The following is an 18,728-nucleotide window of genomic DNA, read 5'->3' on the forward strand; positions in this document are numbered from 1 at the left end:
CCTATCATGCCGGTTACCAACGCGATCGAGAGCATCAACGCGCAGCTGCGCAAGATCATCAAGACGCGCGGTCACTTCCCCAGCGACGAGGCGGCGACCAAGCTGCTGTGGCTGGCGCTGCGAAACATCACGGTGAAGTGGGGCAGTTCAACCCATGACTGGAAGGCTGCCATGAACCAGTTTGCGATCCTCTACGAGGAACGCTTCACCCACCCTTATCGTTAAGATATTGCTGGCTCACCGTTCCATCGACGGTGAGCCTTTACCTGCCCTGCACACAAAAAAACTGACAGGCCCGCAGCGCCGGACAAGCACGACCACCGACCGCAGTTCCAACGAATCCCAAACACTCACACCGTAGCAACCGGCGTAACCGGCGACCCCACCGCCCCGGGCAACCTCAACGGCGGCGCCGTCAACTGAAACCGCGTACGCCCATTCGCTCGCAACCAGTCAGCCAGTTCCCGCAAATACCAAAGCTCCCCCAGCGGCAATCCCAGCTTGAACAGGCAATGGTGATGCAGCGGCAGCAAAGGATGGTGCGATTCGCCGTCGGGCGCCGGCCGGGCAGGGTAGCGTTCCACCGCATAGTTATCCGCGATCAGCGCCGCGATGCCCGCATCGGTGATCCAGTCCAGCAGCTTGTCGTCACGCCCGTCGAGCGCGCAGCAGCTGTGATGCAGCACTCCCTCATCAGGCTCGCGCTGCATCGACAGCACCACTTCGGCAAAGCCCGTCCGCAGCAGCAGCATGTCGCCGCGTTCGACTTCCGCCTTGGCGGCGTCCATCGCGCGCATCAGGTCGTCGTAGCCGACGTTGCGGAAGTCCATGCCAAAGACATGCGCCAGGTCCACCAGCACGCCGCGTCCCTGCATGCCCTTGACCGCGAAGTTCTCGATGCCGAGCGCGTGCGCCGCGCTGTGGTCGTGGCCGCAGGGATGCGCCGCGAAGTTGTCGTCCTCGGCATAGTCGACCGGACCGACGATATGCTCGTTGGCGCGGTAGCCGTTGTAGTAGACCCGCTCGGCGCGGCCATCGCCGTCGGCGTCGAAGAGCGCGCCCACATGCGCCAGCGCGTCCCATTGCGTGCTGTACTGCAGGCACATCAGCACCTGGTCGTCGCTGATGACATCGGTGGCGGCAGGATCCATCTTCGCCAGCGGGAAGTTGGTGTACGGCGCGTCGTCGCGGAAGGTCGGCCGCAGCACCGGCGGATGGCGGCGCGGATTGAGCTTGTTGCCGCCGGGGTAGTCCAGCGGCAGCGACAGGCAGAAGCTCAGCCCGGCCTGCACCTCGCGCGCGCCCTTGATGACCTGTTCGGGCCCGATCAGGTTGATGCGGCCGAGCTGGTCGTCGGGGCCGAAGTCGCCCCAGTTGGAACCTTGCGGACGTTGCTTCCAGCGCATGAGTCTTGCCTCCTTGCGTGTAGGTGGCCGTGCTGAACGACCAGCGGAATGGAATGCGAGCCGGACCGAAACGTTGCGCATGCCCGGCGCGTCGAGTCGCCGGCCTCGCCTGCATGAAACCGGTTGCACCCTTATAGGCCATGTCGGAGGCGGCGGTCATTTTGCGGTGCAGCACAAGGCCCTCGCCTCCGAAGATGGCCTCCGCCTTCTTTCATATGTTGTCGTACAACATCGCCATCATCTAGACTCCGTTTCGCGCCGAATTGCCAAGCGACTAGGGATAACCCGCAGCTAAAATGATAAGGAACCAGCTAAAATGTTGTCCGACAACGTAACACATGCTCTGAACGGGTTTCGGGGCCGGAGAGAACATGGCACCAGCACCTACAGCGACCCCGCGGGCGGTGCGCCCCCTCTACATTGCGATGCACGCCGCCGACAACGTCGCCATCGTCGCCAATGACGGCGGCCTGCCGGCAGGCACCGCGTTCCCGTGCGGCCTGGTGCTGGCCGAAGCCGTCCCGCAAGGCCACAAGGTGGCGCTGGCCGACCTGCGCGAAGGCGATGCGGTGATCCGCTACAACGTGGTGATCGGCTACGCGCTCAGGGACCTGCCACGCGGCAGCTGGGTCAACGAACGCGTAATCAGGATGCCCGATGCGCCCGGGCTAAAGGACCTGCCGGTCGGCACGCGCGTGACGCCGCTGCCGCCGCTGGAAGGCTATACCTTCGAGGGCTACCGCAATGCCGACGGCTCGGTCGGCACCCGCAACATCCTGGGCATTACCACCACGGTGCAGTGCGTCGAGGGCGTGGTCGAGTTCGCGGTGCGACGCATCAAGGAAGAACTGCTGCCGAAGTACCCCAACGTCGACGACGTGGTCGGCCTGGAGCATACCTATGGCTGCGGCGTTGCCATCGACGCGCCCGACGCCGGCATACCCATCCGCACCATCCGCAATATCGCGCTGAACCCCAACTTCGGCGGCGAGGTGATGATCGTCAGCCTGGGCTGCGAGAAGCTGCAGCCGGCGCGCCTGATCGGCGCCGGCACCATTCCGATCCAGAAGGCGGGCGAGCCCGACGTGGTGTGCCTGCAGGACGAGCAGCACGTGGGCTTCGCCTCGATGATCGAATCGATCATGGTCACGGCGGAAAAGCATCTCGCGCGCCTGAATGCGCGCCGGCGCGAGACCTGCCCGGCGTCGGAGCTGGTGGTGGGGGTCCAGTGCGGCGGCAGCGATGCGTTCTCCGGCGTCACCGCCAACCCGGCGGTGGGCTTTGCCACCGACCTGCTGGTGCGCGCCGGCGCCACCGTGATGTTCTCCGAGGTGACCGAGGTGCGTGACGGCATCGACCAGCTCACCGCACGCGCCGCCACGCCCGAGGTGGCCGAGGCGCTGGTGCGCCAGATGGCCTGGTATGACCGCTACCTGGAGCAAGGCCAGGTCGACCGGAGTGCCAACACCACCCCGGGCAACAAGAAGGGTGGCCTGTCCAATATCGTCGAGAAGGCGATGGGCTCGATCGTCAAGTCCGGCACCGGGCCGATCCACGGCGTCAGCGGCCCGGGAGAAAAGGTCACGCAGAAAGGGCTGATCTACGCCGCCACGCCCGCCGGCGACTTTGTCTGCGGCACGCTGCAACTGGCCGCCGGCATGAACCTGCATGTGTTCACTACCGGGCGCGGCACGCCGTACGGGCTGGCGGAAGTGCCGGTGGTCAAGGTCTCCACCCGCAATGACCTGGCGCGGCGCTGGCACGACCTGATGGACATCAACGCCGGCCGCATCGCCACCGGCGAAGCCACCATCGAGGAAGTGGGCTGGGAGCTGTTCCACACGCTGCTGGCCGTGGCCAGCGGCAGGAAGTCGTGGGCGGAGCATTGGAAGATCCGCAATGCGCTGGTGTTGTTCAATCCGGCGCCGGTGACCTGAAGGCTGGGTTTATTCGGGCGATGCGTGGCACCGCAACGGCTTCAGCAAATACGCCAGCCCGTTGTGATCCAGTTCATGCATCAGCGCCAGCAGCGCGCCGATCTGTCCCGGCGGAAAGCCTTCGCGCGCGAACCAGTTCAGGTAGTTGCCGGGCAGGTCCGCGATCAGCGTGCCCTTGTGCTTGCCAAAGGGCATGGTGACGGTGACCAGGCGCTTCAGTGCGTCGGCGTCGAAATCGGTCATGGAAGCAAGCCAGTCGGAAAGCGCCACGCTACCACAGTCGTGCTGGCAATAGCTGGGCTCAGGAGGCGCGCGGGCGCGCACGGGCCGGGGCCGCGGTTGCCTCCGCCACGGCGGCGCGCACGCATTCTGCCAGCAATTCCGACGCGCGCGACCGCGTGGCGCGCGCCGCGCGCGCGATCACCAGCGGCTGGCGCACGGTGTCTTCGCGTATCGGTTTCTCCACCACGGCGGTGATCTGCGATGACGCGGGCGCCTGCGTGATCAGCAGCGCCACGCCGAGGCCGTTGGCGACCATGCCACGCGCCAGTTCCAGCGAGGTGGCGCGGTAGCGCACCTCGGGCTGCAGCCCGAATTGCCAGAACGGCGCCATCAGGAATTCGCGACTGTGCGGCAGGTCGATCAGGATCAGCGGTTCCTGCGCCAGCTCGTGCAGCGAGAGGCTGCCGCGTCGCCGCGCCAGCCGCGAGCCCGCCGGCACCAGGCCGTAGGGCCGCAGTTCAGCCAGCAATTCGCGCTCCAGCTCGTCGGGCATGCCGACGTCATAGCTCAGCGCCAGTTCGATCTGTCCGCCGTGCAGCCAGTCTTCCAGCTGGGCCAGGTCGCCTTCGACAAAACGCACTGCCAGGTTCGGATAGCGCTCGCGCGCCAGGCGCAGCAGCACCGGCAGGTAGACCGGCGCCAGCGTGCGGAAGACCCCGATCTGCACTTCGCCGGCCGCGCCGTCACCGCGCTTGTCGACCTCGAACGCCGTCGCCGCGCCCAGGATGTGGCGGGCTTCGGCCAGCTTGCGCACGCCGAAGCGGGTCAGGGTCATGCGTGCGCCGGCGTCGCGGGCAAACAGGGCTTCGTCGAACAGCGCTTCCAGCTCGCGGATGGCCACCGAGATCGACGGCTGCGAGACGTTCAGCAGCCGGGCCGCCGCAGTGGTGCTGCCGGTTTCCGCGGTCGCGGTGAAGTAGCGCAACCGCCGCAGCGAGATGCGGGAGACAGGCATCAGGAAATCCTATAGGCGCTAGTCGAATTCCATATTTTACTTGATAGCCTGGGCTGCGCAGAATCGAGCCACTGAAACGCAAGCCATGCGCTTGCAAGCCATGCGCTTGCAAGCCATCGAGGAGCAAGCCTTGGACCCTTCCAGCCATTCCAACCTGCCGCTCGCCGGCATCCGCGTAATCGACTTTTCGCGGGTCCTGGCCGGCCCTTACTGCACCGCGCTGCTGGGCGACCTGGGCGCCGAGGTGATCAAGATCGAGCCGCCGGGCGGCGACGACTACCGCGGCGTAGGGCCCTTCGTTGACGGCAGCAGCGGGCTGTTCTCGGCGATGAACCGCAACAAGCAGAGCATCGTCATCGACCTCAAGACTGCGGCTGGGCTGGAGCTGGCCCGCGCGCTGTGCGCGCGCGCCGACGTGGTGGTGGAGAACTTCCGCCCCGGCGTGGCGGACAAGCTCGGCATTGGCTACGAGGCGCTGCGGGCGCTGAATCCGTCGCTGGTCTATGCGAGCGTGTCGGGCTTCGGCCAGACCGGGCCGGAATCGCACCGGCCGGCCTACGACATCATCCTGCAGGCGATGTGCGGGCTGATGGACGCCACTGGCGCGCCCGACGGTGCGCCGACCATGCTTGGCGAGGCGGTCTCCGATGTGGTCAGCGGGCTTTTTGCCTCGTGGGGCGTGCTGGCCGCGCTGCTGGCGCGCGAGCAGAACGGGCGCGGCACGCATGTCGACGTGTCGATGTTCGACGCCACGCTGAGCCTGAGTGCGACGCTGGTGGCGCGCTATGCCGCCACCGGGCGCGCGCCGCAACGGGTGGGCAACCGCCATCCGTCGTCGGCGCCGTTCGGCGTGTACCGCGCCGCGGATGGCTTCTACGTGGTGGCGGTGCTCAACAACAAGCTGTTCCACACGCTGGCCGAGACCATCGGCTGCCCGGAGATGGCGCATGACCCGCGCTTTGCCGATGACGAATCGCGCTGCCGCTTCGAGCCCGCGCTGCGCGCCGGGCTCGAAGCCTGGTCGGCAGGCCTCACCGTGGCCGAGGTGAACCGTCTGCTGGGCGCGGCGGGCATTCCGGTCGCGCCGATCCGCAATGTCAGGCAGGCGCTGGAAAGCGAGCATGCCGCCCATCGCGGCCTGCTCACCGAGGTGGCGCGTCCGGAGGGCGGCACCGTGCGGCTGCCGTCGCAGCCGGTGAAGTTCTCGGGGTATGGCCCCAATCGCGTCACGCCCGCGCCGGCGCTGGGGCAGCACACCGCGGCCATCCTGGCCGCGCACGATTTCAGCAAGGAGACACGACATGCTTAATATGCTTAAGCGACTAGGGGTCGAGCCGGCGGACCTGGAAATCGCCGATGCCATCGGCCGCTACGCGCAGAGCGAGCTGGCGCCGAAAGCGGCCGAGGTGGACCGCGCCGAGACCTCCACCACGCGCTATGTGCCGCAACTGGCCGAACTCGGCCTGATGGGGATGAACTTGCCGGAACGCTGGGGCGGCACGGAGACTTCGCCGGTGGCGCTGATCCTGTCGCTGGTGGAGGTCGCCAAAGCCTGCGCTTCGACGTCATCGATGCTCGGCGCGCACTACCTTGCCACCGATTCCATCCTGATCGGCGGCGATGACAGCCAGCGTGCGCGCTACCTGCCTGACGCGGCGGCCGGCACGCGGCTGGGTGCATTCGCACTGACCGAGCCGCGCGCCGGCTCCAACCCGGCCGACATGGCCACGCGCGCCACGCCCGAAGGCGATGGCTACCGGCTGCGCGGGGTCAAGCACTTTATTTCAAACGCCGAGGCGGCGGACTTTGTCGTGGTCTATGCCAGGACCGACCCGGCCGCGGGCACGCGCGGCATCAGCGCCTTCGTGGTGGACCGCCACAGCGACGGTGTGCAGGTGGCGCCGGCGGAGAAGCTGATGGGCATCCACGGCGCCCCGGCCCACGAGGTGGCGCTCGACTGCTTCGTGCCCGCCGCCAACCGGCTCGGGGCCGAGGGCACGGGATTCCGCACCGCGATGAAGGTGCTGGACAACAGCCGGCTCGACGTCGCCGCCACCAGCCTGGGCATTGCCGAGGCGGCACTGGCCTGCGCGGTGGACTGGGCCCGGCAGCGCCAGGTGGGCGGCGAGCCGCTGGCGCGCAAGCAGGGCCTGCAATGGATGTTCGCGGACATGCGCACGCGGCTGGAGGCGGCCTGGCTGCTGACGCTGCAGGCCGCGGCGCGGCGCCGCGACGGCGAGCCCTTTACCGAGCAGGCATCGATGGCCAAGCTCTATGCGTCGGAGATGGTGGGCTTCGTCACCGATGCCGCGCTGCAGATCCACGGCGGCTACGGCTTCACCCGCGAGATGCCGCTGGAGCGGCTGGTGCGCGATGCGCGCATCCTGCGCATCTACGAGGGCTCGTCGGAGATCCAGCGCACGGTGATCGCGCGCGCGGTGCTGGGTTAGGCGCCGCCGGACGGCCGGCGGCGCGGATCAGGGCGTTGCCGGGGTATCGGGCGTAGCAGGCGTTACCGGGGTATCGGGCGTAGCCGGTGCCTGCGCCTCGGCAGGCGCCTCGGCCGACTCCGACGCGGCGCCGGCGGCGGGCGCCGCAGTGACGGCAGGCGCGGCAGCCTTGGCCTTCTGGCGTGCGGCGCCGGCGCGGCGCGCCTTCAGTTGCTGGGCGCGCTTGGCGTCCGCCTGCGTGACCACGCCGGCTTCGTTGCCGTCCAGGTCCAGCCGCTTGGCGCCTTCCACCATGCACGACCAGTAGCGCGCGCCGCTGCACCAGGTGCGGATTGCCTCGCGCAGTTCGGCCTCGTCCAGGCCGAGCTTGCCGGCGTGCTGGGTCAGGTCTTCGAAGGTGCCGATCTTCAGCGGCACCTTGGGCGCCGGGTTCTTGGGGAAGGCCTTGGGGAAGTGCTTCTGCAGCCGGGCAATGGAGTGCACCACCGGATCGACCGGCCTGGCCGGCGCGGCGGCAGGCGCCGCACGGCGGCCCTTGGCGCCCGCGGGTGCGCCCGCACCCGCGCCGGTACGCTCGCCGTCACGCGGACGGTTCGGCGCGCCCTTGGATGCGCCCTTGGGTGCGCCCTTGGACGCGTCGCCGGTGGTGGCGCCGGTCGCGCCCTTGCGCGGGCCCTTGCGCTCGCCCTTGCTGGATTCGGCGGCCGCCTTCTTGGCGAGTTGGTCCCTGAGTGCTGCCAGTTGTTCGAAGCCCATGATGTCTGCCGTTGTGTGAACCGGGATTGTATCAAGGCCGGCAGAGCGGGGCGGCGGCGCCCGGTGACGGCGCCGGCTGGCCAGCGCAGGGCAGGTGCCGCCGCAGTCTCAGGCGGCCAGGTCCACGCGGGCACGCGGGCGGGATATCCGGCAGCTGGCTGCATGCGGGCCTGCGTAGATGATGGCCGCGCCATGGTGGCGCGAGGCATGCGCTTCGACGCTGGCGAAGGAGTCAAAGCCGGTCACGCCGCCGCGGGACCCGTCGGCAAAGACCGGCGTGGCATACCAGCGGCCGCACAACGGTCCCTGCAGGATGAACTTGACGATATTGGACACATCCGCTCCCGATTGAGACGCCCGAGCCACCCGAGACATCCAGGGAACACCATGCCCTGGCTGGTGCCGGGCGGGTTCCGGCATGGCAGGCAAAGTCGCCCGCCGACGCGATCAGTTGGTGCGCAGGCCGGTCTTGCGCTGCGACCCGCGAATGTCGGTATAGCCAAGCTCGCGCATGTCGATCCACACCTTGCCCCAGGCAATGCCTTCCGCCATGGCGCGTTCCAGCGTGCGGTGGCTGCCGAGCGGACCCGAGAGGATCACGGTCTGGCCGTCGCGCTCGACGGATACGGAAGCTTCGAACAGGGCATCGGCCAGCGGGCGGGCGCTGCCGCGCACGACGTAGCCAAAATAGTTCTGTGTGGCCATCGCTGCTCTCCTTGTCTACCCATCCTGTGCGGCCTCGCGCCATCGGCATGCCGGTGCGACGGGTGCCAGGGTGGGTCGCCTTCCTTGCGATGCTAGCGAACTCCGCTGGCTGCCGGTGCATGGCGGGCATGTACGGAATTTTTCCTTTCGTACCCAGGCCGGGCGCTGGCGAACCGATGGCGGTTGCCGGCGCGAGCGCGCACGCTGAGGTACATTGCCTGCATTGGCTGCAATCGTGCGCCAGCCACGATCCGCGGCCCTGAGCCTGCATCCGCGTTCCTGCCCCATGCCGTCGACCTTTGTTTATTCAAACCGAGTCCGCAACCCGGAGGCGATGGAAGCCGAACTGCACCTCGCATACCGCGCCGGCTATACCGTGGATCTGCGTCGGACCTTCTGGGAACACCAGCCGCCATCCGTGCTGATCGCGGATCGGCCCAGGCTGCAGTCGATGCTGCGGCAGGTCCGGCACGGCGACACGGTGGTGGTGATGGCATTGCGCTGCCTGGGTTCGACCGTGGCCGAAACGCTGGACACCATCGGCCGCGTGCGGCAGCTGGGTGCGGCGCTGTATTGCCTGCAGCTCGGCCAGGTCAACCTGGCCAGTGCCACGCCGCCGCAAGCGGTGAAGGTGCTGCGCGCCGCGGCCACGCTGGAAGGTTCCCGGCGCAGCGCGCGCATACGCGAGAGCCTGGCCGCGGCCAAGGCGGTGGGCCATCCGGTCGGCCGTCCGCCGAAACACACGGCCGAGCAGCGCGCGGCCATCCTGCAGGCATTGCACGCCGGGGAATCGGTCAGCGCCGCCGCGCGGCGCTTCCATACCACGCGCCAGACCGTGATGCGCATCCGCGCCGGCAGCGCCGCGCCGGCGCCCGCGGCCACCAAGTCCGGCAAGGCCTGATCCGAAGCTGGCCGGGCCGGCACCATGGCCGGCCGCGACATTGCGTTTGGAACGATACTTGCGTGAACCCGCGTATTCCCACGCGAAGTAGCGGAGTTCCCTATGCTGCGCGACACGGTTGTGGTCGGCACCTCGAGCGGCGGGGTAGATGCCTTGCGGCAGCTTGCCGCAGACCTTCCGGCCCGCTTCGAGGCGGCAATCCTTGTGGTCCTGCACATTGGCGCCAACCAGAGCATGCTGCCGCAGATGCTGATGCAGGCAGGGCCGCTGCCGGCACGCCACGCGCGCGACGGCGAAGCGGTGCTGCCCGGGAACATCTATGTCGCGCCACCCGACCACCACCTCATGATTGACGGCGAGCGCACCATGCTGCGGCGCGGCCCGAAGGAGAACTTCGCGCGCCCGGCCATCGACCCGTTGTTCCGCAGCGCGGCGGTCAGTCGGCGCAACCGTGTCATCGGAGCCATCCTGACCGGCCAGCTCGACGACGGCTCCGCCGGCCTGCACGCGGTGCACGAATGCGGGGGCATCACCATCGTGCAGGATCCCGACAGCGCCTACGCTCCCGACATGCCGCGCAACGCGCTGCGGGCCGTCACACCGCATTACGTGCTGCCGCTGAGCGGCATTGCGCCCGAGCTGGCGCGGCTGGCGGGCAGCACCGCGTCTGCGGCGCCCGAGCCGCGCGCGTCGCTGGTGCGCGAGCATGCCGTGTCGATGGGGCCGACCTCGATCGACAAGGTCCGGCAGATTGCGCTGCCATCGGCGCTGACCTGCCCGGAGTGCGGCGGTGCGCTCTGGGAGATACGCGACGCCGTGCCGCCGCGCTTTCGCTGCCACACCGGGCACACCTTCGGGCTGTTCACGCTGCGCCACACTTGCAGTAACGCACTCGAGCACAGGCTTTACGATTCGCTGCGGGCGCTGCACGAGCAGAGTGAACTTTATACACGTATTGCGGCGTATCATATGCAAATTGGGGACAATGACGTGGCACGTCAGTTCACCGAGGCAGCTGGCCGCGCGGCAGCGTCCGCGAAGCGTATCGCAGATTGGCTTCGCGAGAGCTAGCGCCCCGAGCGGCCGGCGCATTCCCTTCTTTCCGTGCAGCAATGGCCAAACACCGCGAACGCTCTTTGCCGAGCCAGCTCGCCTTTCCCGTGGTGGGGATCGGCGCGTCGGCCGGTGGTATCGAAGCCCTGATCCAGATTTTTGAAGGACTGCCCAGCACTACCGGGGCGGCCTACGTGCTGGTGGTTCATCTCGCTCCCGACCACGCCAGCCACCTCGCCGACCTGCTGCAGTCGCGCACCAGCATGCGGGTCCAGCAGGTCACCGCGTCGATGCCGATCGAGGCCAACCACGTTTACGTCATCGCGCCGAACCACCATCTGACCAAGGTGGACGGCTATCTGCGCGTAAGCCCGCAAGAGCCCGGCCGCAATCGCAGCACCGCCAACATCGACCTGTTCTTCCGCTCGCTTGCCGAAGCGCACCAGCGGCGCGCGGTGTCGGTGGTGCTGTCGGGCGCTGGCTCGGACGGCTCGGTGGGCCTGACGCGCGTCAAGGAGCTGGGCGGCATCGCCATTGCCCAGGAGCCGGACGATGCCGCGTATTCCAGCATGCCGCGCTCCGCGATCAGTACCGGCATGGTCGACTTCATCGTCCGCGCCAGCGACATCCCGCAGCGCCTGATGGACCTGTGGAGCGCCGCCAGCCATATCCGGCTGCCCGCGGCGATCGACGACGCGGAACCCACCACGCACCCTACGCCGCAATCCGAAAGCAGCGAGCGGGCGCTGCGCGAGATCATGGTGATCCTGCGCAGCCGCACCTCGCACGATTTCCGGCACTACAAGCGCGCCACGGTGCTGCGCCGCATCGAGCGGCGGCTGCAGGTCAACGGATTGACCGACCTGCAGCAGTACCGCGACTACCTGCACCTGCACCCCGACGAGACCCCGGCGCTGCTGCAGGACATGCTGATCAGCGTGACGAACTTCTTCCGCGACAAGGAGGCGTTCGACGCGCTGCGCACGCAGGTGTTGCCGCAGCTGTTCGAGAACCGTGCCGAAGGCGAAGTGATTCGCGTCTGGACCCCGGGCTGCGCCACCGGCGAGGAAGCGTACTCGCTTGCCATGCTGCTGCAGGAGGCGTCGGCGCATGCGCCCCAGCAGGTGTCGTTCCAGGTCTTCGCCACGGATATCGACGAGCGCGCCGTGGCCATCGCGCGCAACGGCCTGTACCCGGAGCCGATCGCGAACGACATCGATCCGGCCCGGATCCGGCAGTTCTTCACCAAGGAAGGCTCGCACCTGCGCGTGCGCAAGGAGCTGCGCGAGCGGGTATTGTTCGCGCTGCACAACGTGCTGAGCGACCCGCCGTTTTCGCGGCTGGACCTGGTCTGCTGCCGCAACCTGCTGATCTACCTGGACCGCGACGCGCAGACCGAGATCCTGCGTACCTTCCATTTCGCGCTGCGGCCCGGCGGCTATCTGTTCCTCGGCAACTCCGAAGCGGCAGACAGCGTCAGCAACCTGTTTTCAGTGGTCGACAAGAAGGCGCGCATCTACCGCGCCAACGTCGCGGTGCGCGCCGACACGCCGCTGCCGCTCGCCATCGCCGGCATCAGCGCGGCCCGTCCTTCCGTATCGGTGCTGCAGCCTTCGGGCAAGCGCAAGTTTTCCTTCGGCGACCTGCACCAGCGTCTGATCGAGCAGCATGCGCCGCCCAGCGTGCTGGTCAGCCGCGAATCCGAGATCGTGCACCTGTCGGACCGCGCCGGGCGCTTCCTGCAGTACGTCGGTGGCGAACCCTCGCACAACATCATCGCGGTGGTGCGGCCCGAGCTGCGGCTGGAGCTGCGCACCGCGATCTACCAGGCCCTGCAGACCAACCATAGCGTCGAGGCCAGGCGCGTGCAGCTGGAACGGGACGGCAAGCACTTCTTCGTCAACATGACCGCGCGCCCGGTGCACGACGCCGAAGCCAATGGCGACTTCGTGCTGGTGCTGTTCGACGAGGTCGAAGACAGCATGAGCGCCGCGCCGGCCGGCCAGCCGGGCGAGGAGCGCGATCCGATGATCGCGCAGCTGGAGCGCGAGCTGCAGCGTACCAAGGAACAGCTGCAAGCCACCATCGAGCAGTCCGAGACTTCGACCGAAGAGCTCAAGGCCTCCAACGAAGAGCTGCAGGCGATCAACGAAGAGCTGCGCTCTGCCACCGAGGAACTGGAAACCAGCAAAGAAGAGCTGCAGTCGATCAACGAGGAACTCACCACGGTCAATGCCGAGCTGAAGTCCAAGGTCGAGGAAACCGGCAAGATCAACGACGACCTGCAGAACCTGATCACGGCCAACGACATCGGCACCGTGTTCGTCGACCGCAGCATGTGCATCAAGCGCTTTACGCCGCGCGCGATCGATGTGTTCAGCATCATTCCCTCCGACATCGGCCGATCGCTGCTCGACATCACCCACCGGCTCGAGTACGACAAGCTCGCCGACGACGCCGCCGAGGCCTTCGACTCGCTGCGCCTGATCGAACGCGAAGTGCGCAGCAACGACGGCCGCTGGTACCTGGCGCGCTTCCTGCCCTATCGCACCACCGAGGACCGCATCGACGGCGCGGTGCTTTCCTTCATCGACATCACCTCGCGGCGTGCCGCCGAAGAGCGCCTGCGCGAAGGCGAGAAGCGCATGAACATCGTCGCCGAGAGCACGCGCGACTACGCCATCATCACTTTCGACGACCAGGGCCGCGTCAACAGCTGGAACACCGGTGCCGAGCGTATCTTCGGCCTCAGCGAGGCCGACATGCTGGGCGCGCCGGCGGACGTGCTGTACACGCCGGAGGACCGCGCCGCGGGCGTGCCGCAGGAAGAGATGGCGCAGGCGCGCATGTACGGCCGGGTCGAGGAGGACCGCTGGCACGTACGCAAGGACGGCAGCCGCTTCCGCACCACCGGCGTGCTGTCGCGCCTGGACAAGGGCGGGGTCAGCGGCTTTGCCAAGATCATGCGCGACCTCGACGAACTGGCGCTGACCCGCATTGCTACCCGCACCGTGCGTCCAGGCGATGCCGCCAGCGTGCCGGGCAACGAATCCATCGACCGGCGCGCGGAACGGCTGCGCGACGAATTCCTCGCGGTGGTGTCGCACGAACTGAAGCATCCGCTCAACCTGATCAGCGCAAGCGCGGAACTGATCAGCCGTGCGCCCGATGCGCGTGGCAGCGACGTGATCCAGCGCGCCGCCGCCACCATCCGCCGCACGGTGATGAGCCAGGCGCATATCATCGACGATCTGCTCGACATGTCGCGCCTGCGTACCGGCAAGCTGTCGATCGCGCATGCGCCGCTCGACTGGAGCGAGGTGGTCGCCCGGGTCTGCAGCGCCATCGAGGAGGAGGTCGCGCGCAAGCAGATCACGCTGGAGCGATCACTGCCGGCGCGGCCGGTGATGATCGACGCGGACCTGACGCGCATCGAGCAGATCGTGTGGAACCTGGTCAGCAACGCCATCAAGTACACCGGTGCCGGCGGCGTCATCACGGTGTCGCTGAAGCCTGCGCAAGGCGAGGGCGTGCTGGAGGTGCGCGACACCGGCGCCGGCATCGATGCGCAAAGCCTGCCGCACATCTTCGACATGTTCCGCCAGGGGGCCGCACCGTCCGCGCGCAAGGGCGGACTGGGCATCGGCCTGTCGCTGGTGCGGGAACTGGTCACGGTGCAGGGCGGTACCGTCCGGGCCGAATCGGAAGGGCAGGGCAAGGGGGCGCTGTTTACCGTGACCTTCCCGCTTTGCGCCAGCGTCCCGCTGCAGAACGGCGCCAGCCAGACCTCGACGCGGCCGCTCGAAAACACCACCATCATGCTGGTCGACGACGATCCCGGCACGGTCGAGACCTTCAAGCTGCTGCTGGAGATGGAAGGCGCGCACGTCAACGTTGCCACCAGCGCGCAGGATGCCATGCGCCAGCTGGAGACGCTGCGGCCCGACCTGCTGCTGTCAGACATCGGCATGCCCGACATGGACGGCCTGGAATTCATCCGGGCGATCCGCAACGACCCGCAGCTGAGCCAGCTGACCGCGTTTGCGCTCAGCGGGTACGGGCGGCCCGACGATATTCGGCGCTCGATGCATGCGGGCTTCGACGCCCACCTGACCAAGCCGGTATCGCTCGATGCGCTGATCAACGCCATCGACGAACTGCGCGCCAGCTAGCGCGCAGTCCCGCGCGGCAGCGCATGCGCTGCCGCGCTGCTTACATCCGGCCCTTCCAGGGCACCAGCCACCGGGCCAGCTTTCGCATCAGCAGGTCGAACACATAGGCGATCAGCCCGATCAGCACGATGCCCATGATCACCACGTCGGTGCGCAGGAAGTTGGAGGCGTTCAGCACCATCTGGCCCAGCCCGGCGGTGGCCGCCACCATCTCGGCGGCCACCAGCGTGGTCCAGCCGAAGCCGATGGCGATGCGCATGCCGGTCAGGATATCGGGCAACGCCGCCGGGATCACCACATGGCGCACCACCTGCCACGGGCTCGCGCCCATCGAATAGGCGGCGTTGATCTGCTCGATGGTGACCGAGCGCACCCCCGCCTGCGCCGACATCGCCAGCGGCGCGAAGCAGGCCAGGAAGATCAGCAGCACCTTCGAGGTCTCGTCGATGCCGAACCAGATCACGATCAGCGGCAGGTAGGCCAGCGGCGGCAGCGGGCGGTAGAACTCGATCGGCGGATCGAAGATGCCCCGGGCGATGCGCGACACGCCCATCATCACGCCGATCGGCACCGCGGTGGCGACCGCCAGCGCGAAGGCGCCGAACACGCGCAGCATGCTGGCGGCGAAATGCTCGGTCAGCGGCTGGCCGCCCTGCAGGTTGCCCTGCCAGGCATCGATGAAGGCGGTGAAGATCGACTCGGGCGTGGGCAGGAACAGCGGCGGCAGCCAGCGCAGGTGGCTGGCCAGCCACCATAGCGCCAGCAGCAGCACCACGGTGATGGTGGAAATGCGCGAGCTGGACCCTTCGCCAGGCAGGCGGTAGCCCGACACGGTCTTCATGGGGCGGCCGGGCGGGGCCGCGGGCGCCGCGCCGGCATGCGGCGGCGGCTCGATGCGTTGGACGGTTGCGGACATCTGGTTCTCCTCAGGCGGTGGCATGGATCAGGTCGACGATCTCTTCGCGGTAGCGGATGAACTCCGGGTCGGACTTGACCGCGCGGGCGTCGCCGCATGCGATGAAGCGGCGCGCGAACGGCAGTTCATAGGTATGGGCGATGCGTCCGGGCGAAGGCGTCATCACGATCAGCCGCGTGGCCAGGAACAGCGCCTCTTCCACGCTGTGCGTGATGAAGAAGACGATCTTCTGCTCGCGCGCCCATAGCTTCAGGATCAGCGCCTGGATCGACTCGCGCGTGAGCGCGTCGAGCGCGCCCAGCGGCTCGTCCATCAGCATCACCGCCGGATCGCAGGCGAGCGCGCGGGCAATGCCCACGCGCTGCTGCATGCCGCCCGAGAGCTGGTAGACCGGCTTGGCGGCGACGCTTTCCAGCCCGACCGCGGCCAGCTTCTCATGGGCGATGCGCAGCCGCTCGGCACGGTTGACGCCGCGCAGGCGCAGGCCCAGCGCGACGTTGTCCTCGACGCTGAGCCACGGCATCAGCGCATGCTTCTGGAACACCACGCCGCGCTCGGCGCCGGGGCCATGCACGGGCTTGCCGCTCAGCCGGATCTCGCCCTCCGACGGCTCCATGAAGCCTGCAATGCATGACAGCAGGGTGGTCTTGCCGCAGCCCGAGGCACCCAGCGCGACCACGAAATCGCCGCGCTCCATGGTGAGGTTGACCTGCGACAGTGCCAGCGTCTTCGCGCCGCCGGCCGTGCCGTAGTTGACACTGACATTATCGATTTCGAGTTGATACATGATGGGCTTCCGCAACAGGATCGACGGGACCGCCGCATGAAACAGGGGAAGCGGCGGCCAGCTTCGGCAACTGGGGTGGGTGGTCAGCGCAGCGCCCGCCTGGCCCATTCCGCGTTGACGCCGGGGCCATAGTCCGGCAGCACGGTCTGGATGGTGCCCTGCTCCTTGAGGAACTGCGCCGCCGACTGCAGCGCGCGCGCCGCGCCGCCGCCGAGCCAGCGCTCGGAGACCTGCTCCTGCAGCGTGGGGAAGCCGTACAGCGCCATGCTGGCGGGCACGGTCTCGGGCTTGGCGCCAGAGACCTTGGCCACGGCCTTCACCATGGGCGAATCGGCGGTCCACGACGCCTTGTTCTTGCGGTAGTTGTCATCCGCCGCGGCCAGCACGCGCACCAGCTTGACCATGAACTCGGGGTTCTCGCGTGCGAACTTCTTGTTGGCGATCATGCCGTCGAAGGTCGCCTTGCCGGTGTCGGCGGCGATCTGTCCCGAGGTGGTCAGCACCGTGCCGGACTGCTTGAGCTTGGCCAGCACCGGATCCCAGATGAAGGTGGCGTCGATATCGCCGCGCTCCCAGGCGGCGGCCACCTCGGGCGGGCGCATGTTGACGATGCGCACGTCCTTCGGATTGATTTTGGCGCGCTCCAGTGCGACCAGCGTGTGGTAGTGCGTGGTCGACACGAACGGCACGCCGATGCGCTTGCCCTTCAGGTCGGCAACGCTGGCAATCTTGCTGCCGTTGCGCGCGACCATGGCTTCGGCCGCGTTGATGTCGTCCAGGATCCAGAACAGCTCGACATCCAGTCCCTGCGACAGCGCCGAGGCGATCGGCGAGGTGCCGGCTTCTCCGATGGCGATCTGGCCCGACGCCATGGCGCGGATCACGTCGCCGCCGCCGCCGAACTGCCGGAACGAGACCGTGTAGCCGGTCTGCTTTTCCAGCTCCTTCATGTCCTGTGCATAGCGCCAGGGCACGACCATGTCCTGGTAAGCAATCACTACATTCTTGCTCTGGGCCTGGACGGCCGGTGCGGCCGGTGCCAGCGCCGCCGCCAGGGCGAAATACATCGCGATCTGCCTGATCCACCGCATGGTTGTGCTCCTCGGATGAGAAATGGGTTTGGGGGTGACGGCTTTATAGGTGAGCCCGATTCCGGTCCTATAGGACCAGTTGCCGCAATTCGGTGGGGCCAGAGCCGGCCGCGCACGCGCAGCCCGCGCCGGGCCGCGGGGAGCGCTGGCACGGGGCTGCGTCAATCATGGAATTCCTGTACCGGCCGCGGCGGGGGCCGGGGCCTCGCCGGCGTCGCTTGCGGCGTCAACGCGACGGGCGCGGTCGCTCAGGCGCTCAGGGAGAACCCGGAGTCGAAGGTCTGGCGCACCTCGAGCCGCTGCTTGAGCAGGCCGGAATTCAGGTAGAAATCCGCGGTGCGCTGCTGTTCGGCGATCAACGCCGCGTCGATGCTGCGCCACTGCGTGCGGCGCCGCTCGAACTGCAGCCGCGCCGCCTGCGGCGAGATGCCGATGATGCGCGCCAGCGTCGCCGAGAACTCCGGCACATGCTGGTAGGACCACTGCTGCGCGCGCACCACGCGATGCAGGAAGTCCTGCAGCACCGGGCGCTTGGCCGCCAGCGCCGCGTCGGTCGCGGCCAGGTAGCTGAGGCCGGACCACAGCCCGCGGCCGTTGACCAGCACGCGCGCGTGCTGGCTGGTTTCCGCCATCGCGGTATAGGGCTCCCATGTGGCCCAGGCATCGATCGAGCCGCTGCTCAGCGCCAGCTTGGCGTCCGCGGGCGGCAGGAAGCGCAGGTCGGCGTCCTCTGGTTTCAGCCCAGCGGATTCGAGCGCCTTGAGCGCGATCAGGTGCCCGATCGAGCCACGGTTGGTGCCGATGCGCTTGCCTTTCAGGTCCGCCGCCTGCTGCAACGGTGAGTCGGGCCGCACCAGCACCGCGGTGCCGTAGGGGTCGGAGCGGTTGGCGCCGATCAGCCGGATGCGCGTGCCGGCGGCCAGCGCGAAGATGGCCGGCGCATCGCCGATCGGGCCGCTGTCGACCGCCCCCGCGTTGAGCGCCTCGGCCAGCGGTGCCGCGGCGGGGAACTCGGTCCACTGGATGTCGTAGGCCAGGCCCTCGAGCGCGTTGGCGGATTCGAGCAACGCGCGCAGGCCGCCCTTCTGGTCGCCGGCCTTCAATACCGGCCGGCCCTGGGCATATGCATGGCCGGCGGCGAAGGTGGTAAAGGTCAGAACGGGGCCGGAGGCAAGCGCGGCCGTGGCGGCGGCGCCGCGGCGCAGGAACTGGCGTCGGGAAGCGGTCATGGCTCTTCGGGGGTTCGGGGTGATCAATATCGGAACCCCCGAACCTACGCGCGCCGCGCCCTCATACCAACGAATAAATCCGCGCTTC

17 protein-coding genes are annotated in these 18,728 nt (G+C 68.1%); 7 read left to right on the forward strand and 10 right to left on the reverse strand.

Features of this window, described 5'->3' with window-relative positions; genetic code table 11:
• A partial coding sequence (locus A3AG_RS31845) for a transposase (RefSeq protein WP_018007382.1) occupies nt 1–225 on the forward strand: 225 nt, incomplete at its 5' end.
• Nucleotides 226–350: 125 nt separating this feature from the next.
• Here A3AG_RS31845 and A3AG_RS0121305 read toward each other — a convergent pair.
• Entirely contained in the window at nt 351–1,406 is a 1,056-nt protein-coding gene (locus A3AG_RS0121305) for a cyclase family protein (protein ID WP_018007383.1), read from the reverse strand.
• 371 nt (nt 1,407–1,777) lie between these two features.
• On the opposite strand from A3AG_RS0121305, the gene garD reads away from it, so the two are divergent.
• Entirely contained in the window at nt 1,778–3,343 is a 1,566-nt protein-coding gene (gene garD, locus A3AG_RS0121315) for a galactarate dehydratase (protein ID WP_018007385.1), read from the forward strand.
• Between the two features lie 9 nt (nt 3,344–3,352).
• Here the strand turns inward: garD and A3AG_RS0121320 are convergent, their stop codons facing one another.
• Nucleotides 3,353–3,586 carry a DUF3820 family protein gene (locus A3AG_RS0121320; protein ID WP_018007386.1) on the reverse strand — a complete coding sequence of 78 codons (234 nt, stop codon included), beginning with the start codon at nt 3,584–3,586 and terminating at the stop codon, nt 3,353–3,355.
• 58 nt (nt 3,587–3,644) lie between these two features.
• Nucleotides 3,645–4,580, reverse strand: a complete 936-nt coding sequence (locus tag A3AG_RS0121325) for a LysR family transcriptional regulator (protein WP_018007387.1) — start codon at nt 4,578–4,580, stop codon at nt 3,645–3,647.
• 100 nt (nt 4,581–4,680) lie between these two features.
• On the opposite strand from A3AG_RS0121325, the gene A3AG_RS0121330 reads away from it, so the two are divergent.
• Both A3AG_RS0121330 and A3AG_RS0121335 read left to right on the forward strand, forming a co-directional pair.
• Nucleotides 4,681–5,889, forward strand: coding sequence for a CaiB/BaiF CoA transferase family protein (locus A3AG_RS0121330; protein ID WP_051073556.1), 1,209 nt, complete (start codon nt 4,681–4,683; stop codon nt 5,887–5,889).
• Nucleotide 5,890: 1 nt separating this feature from the next.
• Entirely contained in the window at nt 5,891–7,030 is a 1,140-nt protein-coding gene (locus tag A3AG_RS0121335) for an acyl-CoA dehydrogenase family protein (protein ID WP_018007389.1), read from the forward strand.
• A gap of 27 nt (nt 7,031–7,057) precedes the next feature.
• Here A3AG_RS0121335 and A3AG_RS0121340 read toward each other — a convergent pair whose 3' ends face one another.
• From A3AG_RS0121340 to A3AG_RS0121350, 3 genes are all read right to left on the reverse strand, one after another.
• Entirely contained in the window at nt 7,058–7,786 is a 729-nt protein-coding gene (locus tag A3AG_RS0121340; RefSeq protein WP_018007390.1) for a ProQ/FinO family protein, read from the reverse strand.
• Nucleotides 7,787–7,894: 108 nt separating this feature from the next.
• Nucleotides 7,895–8,122 carry a hypothetical protein gene (locus A3AG_RS0121345; protein WP_018007391.1) on the reverse strand — a complete coding sequence of 76 codons (228 nt, stop codon included), beginning with the start codon at nt 8,120–8,122 and terminating at the stop codon, nt 7,895–7,897.
• A 111-nt stretch (nt 8,123–8,233) separates the two neighbouring features.
• On the reverse strand, nt 8,234–8,491 hold the full coding sequence (locus A3AG_RS0121350; protein WP_018007392.1) for a hypothetical protein: 258 nt from the start codon (nt 8,489–8,491) through the stop codon (nt 8,234–8,236).
• Nucleotides 8,492–8,825: 334 nt separating this feature from the next.
• On the opposite strand from A3AG_RS0121350, the gene A3AG_RS0121355 reads away from it, so the two are divergent.
• The 3 genes from A3AG_RS0121355 (at nt 8,826) to A3AG_RS0121365 (ending at nt 14,617) form a co-directional block, all read left to right on the forward strand.
• Nucleotides 8,826–9,392, forward strand: coding sequence for a recombinase family protein (locus tag A3AG_RS0121355; RefSeq protein WP_018007393.1), 567 nt, complete (start codon nt 8,826–8,828; stop codon nt 9,390–9,392).
• Nucleotides 9,393–9,494: 102 nt separating this feature from the next.
• Nucleotides 9,495–10,463, forward strand: coding sequence for a chemotaxis protein CheB (locus A3AG_RS0121360; protein ID WP_018007394.1), 969 nt, complete (start codon nt 9,495–9,497; stop codon nt 10,461–10,463).
• Between the two features lie 41 nt (nt 10,464–10,504).
• Nucleotides 10,505–14,617 (forward strand): CheR family methyltransferase, encoded by a 4,113-nt coding sequence (locus A3AG_RS0121365; protein ID WP_018007395.1) that lies wholly within the window; start codon nt 10,505–10,507, stop codon nt 14,615–14,617.
• A gap of 40 nt (nt 14,618–14,657) precedes the next feature.
• Here A3AG_RS0121365 and A3AG_RS0121370 read toward each other — a convergent pair whose 3' ends face one another.
• The 4 genes from A3AG_RS0121370 to A3AG_RS0121385 form a co-directional block, all read right to left on the reverse strand.
• Complete coding sequence (locus A3AG_RS0121370) at nt 14,658–15,533, reverse strand: ABC transporter permease subunit (RefSeq protein WP_018007396.1); 876 nt, start codon at nt 15,531–15,533, stop codon at nt 14,658–14,660.
• A 10-nt stretch (nt 15,534–15,543) separates the two neighbouring features.
• Nucleotides 15,544–16,320, reverse strand: a complete 777-nt coding sequence (locus A3AG_RS0121375; protein WP_026164364.1) for a taurine ABC transporter ATP-binding protein — start codon at nt 16,318–16,320, stop codon at nt 15,544–15,546.
• An 83-nt stretch (nt 16,321–16,403) separates the two neighbouring features.
• Nucleotides 16,404–17,411 (reverse strand): taurine ABC transporter substrate-binding protein, encoded by a 1,008-nt coding sequence (gene tauA, locus A3AG_RS0121380; protein ID WP_018007398.1) that lies wholly within the window; start codon nt 17,409–17,411, stop codon nt 16,404–16,406.
• 248 nt (nt 17,412–17,659) lie between these two features.
• Entirely contained in the window at nt 17,660–18,640 is a 981-nt protein-coding gene (locus A3AG_RS0121385; RefSeq protein WP_026164365.1) for an ABC transporter substrate-binding protein, read from the reverse strand.
• Nucleotides 18,641–18,728: the final 88 nt, after the last annotated feature.

Origin of the sequence: Cupriavidus neocaledonicus (genome assembly GCF_000372525.1) — a bacterium.
GTDB lineage: Bacteria > Pseudomonadota > Gammaproteobacteria > Burkholderiales > Burkholderiaceae > Cupriavidus > Cupriavidus neocaledonicus.

What these genes read in the sequence shown, in the direction of transcription:
- A3AG_RS0121305 (WP_018007383.1), bottom strand. Translation starts at nt 1,406, where the DNA reads ATGCGCTGGAAGCAACGTCCGCAAGGTTCCAACTGGGGCGACTTCGGC.
- garD (WP_018007385.1), top strand. Translation starts at nt 1,778, where the DNA reads ATGGCACCAGCACCTACAGCGACCCCGCGGGCGGTGCGCCCCCTCTAC.
- A3AG_RS0121320 (WP_018007386.1), bottom strand. Translation starts at nt 3,586, where the DNA reads ATGACCGATTTCGACGCCGACGCACTGAAGCGCCTGGTCACCGTCACC.
- A3AG_RS0121325 (WP_018007387.1), bottom strand. Translation starts at nt 4,580, where the DNA reads ATGCCTGTCTCCCGCATCTCGCTGCGGCGGTTGCGCTACTTCACCGCG.
- A3AG_RS0121330 (WP_051073556.1), top strand. Translation starts at nt 4,681, where the DNA reads ATGCGCTTGCAAGCCATCGAGGAGCAAGCCTTGGACCCTTCCAGCCAT.
- A3AG_RS0121335 (WP_018007389.1), top strand. Translation starts at nt 5,891, where the DNA reads ATGCTTAAGCGACTAGGGGTCGAGCCGGCGGACCTGGAAATCGCCGAT.
- A3AG_RS0121340 (WP_018007390.1), bottom strand. Translation starts at nt 7,786, where the DNA reads ATGGGCTTCGAACAACTGGCAGCACTCAGGGACCAACTCGCCAAGAAG.
- A3AG_RS0121350 (WP_018007392.1), bottom strand. Translation starts at nt 8,491, where the DNA reads ATGGCCACACAGAACTATTTTGGCTACGTCGTGCGCGGCAGCGCCCGC.
- A3AG_RS0121355 (WP_018007393.1), top strand. Translation starts at nt 8,826, where the DNA reads ATGGAAGCCGAACTGCACCTCGCATACCGCGCCGGCTATACCGTGGAT.
- A3AG_RS0121360 (WP_018007394.1), top strand. Translation starts at nt 9,495, where the DNA reads ATGCTGCGCGACACGGTTGTGGTCGGCACCTCGAGCGGCGGGGTAGAT.
- A3AG_RS0121365 (WP_018007395.1), top strand. Translation starts at nt 10,505, where the DNA reads ATGGCCAAACACCGCGAACGCTCTTTGCCGAGCCAGCTCGCCTTTCCC.
- A3AG_RS0121370 (WP_018007396.1), bottom strand. Translation starts at nt 15,533, where the DNA reads ATGTCCGCAACCGTCCAACGCATCGAGCCGCCGCCGCATGCCGGCGCG.
- A3AG_RS0121375 (WP_026164364.1), bottom strand. Translation starts at nt 16,320, where the DNA reads ATGTATCAACTCGAAATCGATAATGTCAGTGTCAACTACGGCACGGCC.
- tauA (WP_018007398.1), bottom strand. Translation starts at nt 17,411, where the DNA reads ATGCGGTGGATCAGGCAGATCGCGATGTATTTCGCCCTGGCGGCGGCG.
- A3AG_RS0121385 (WP_026164365.1), bottom strand. Translation starts at nt 18,640, where the DNA reads ATGACCGCTTCCCGACGCCAGTTCCTGCGCCGCGGCGCCGCCGCCACG.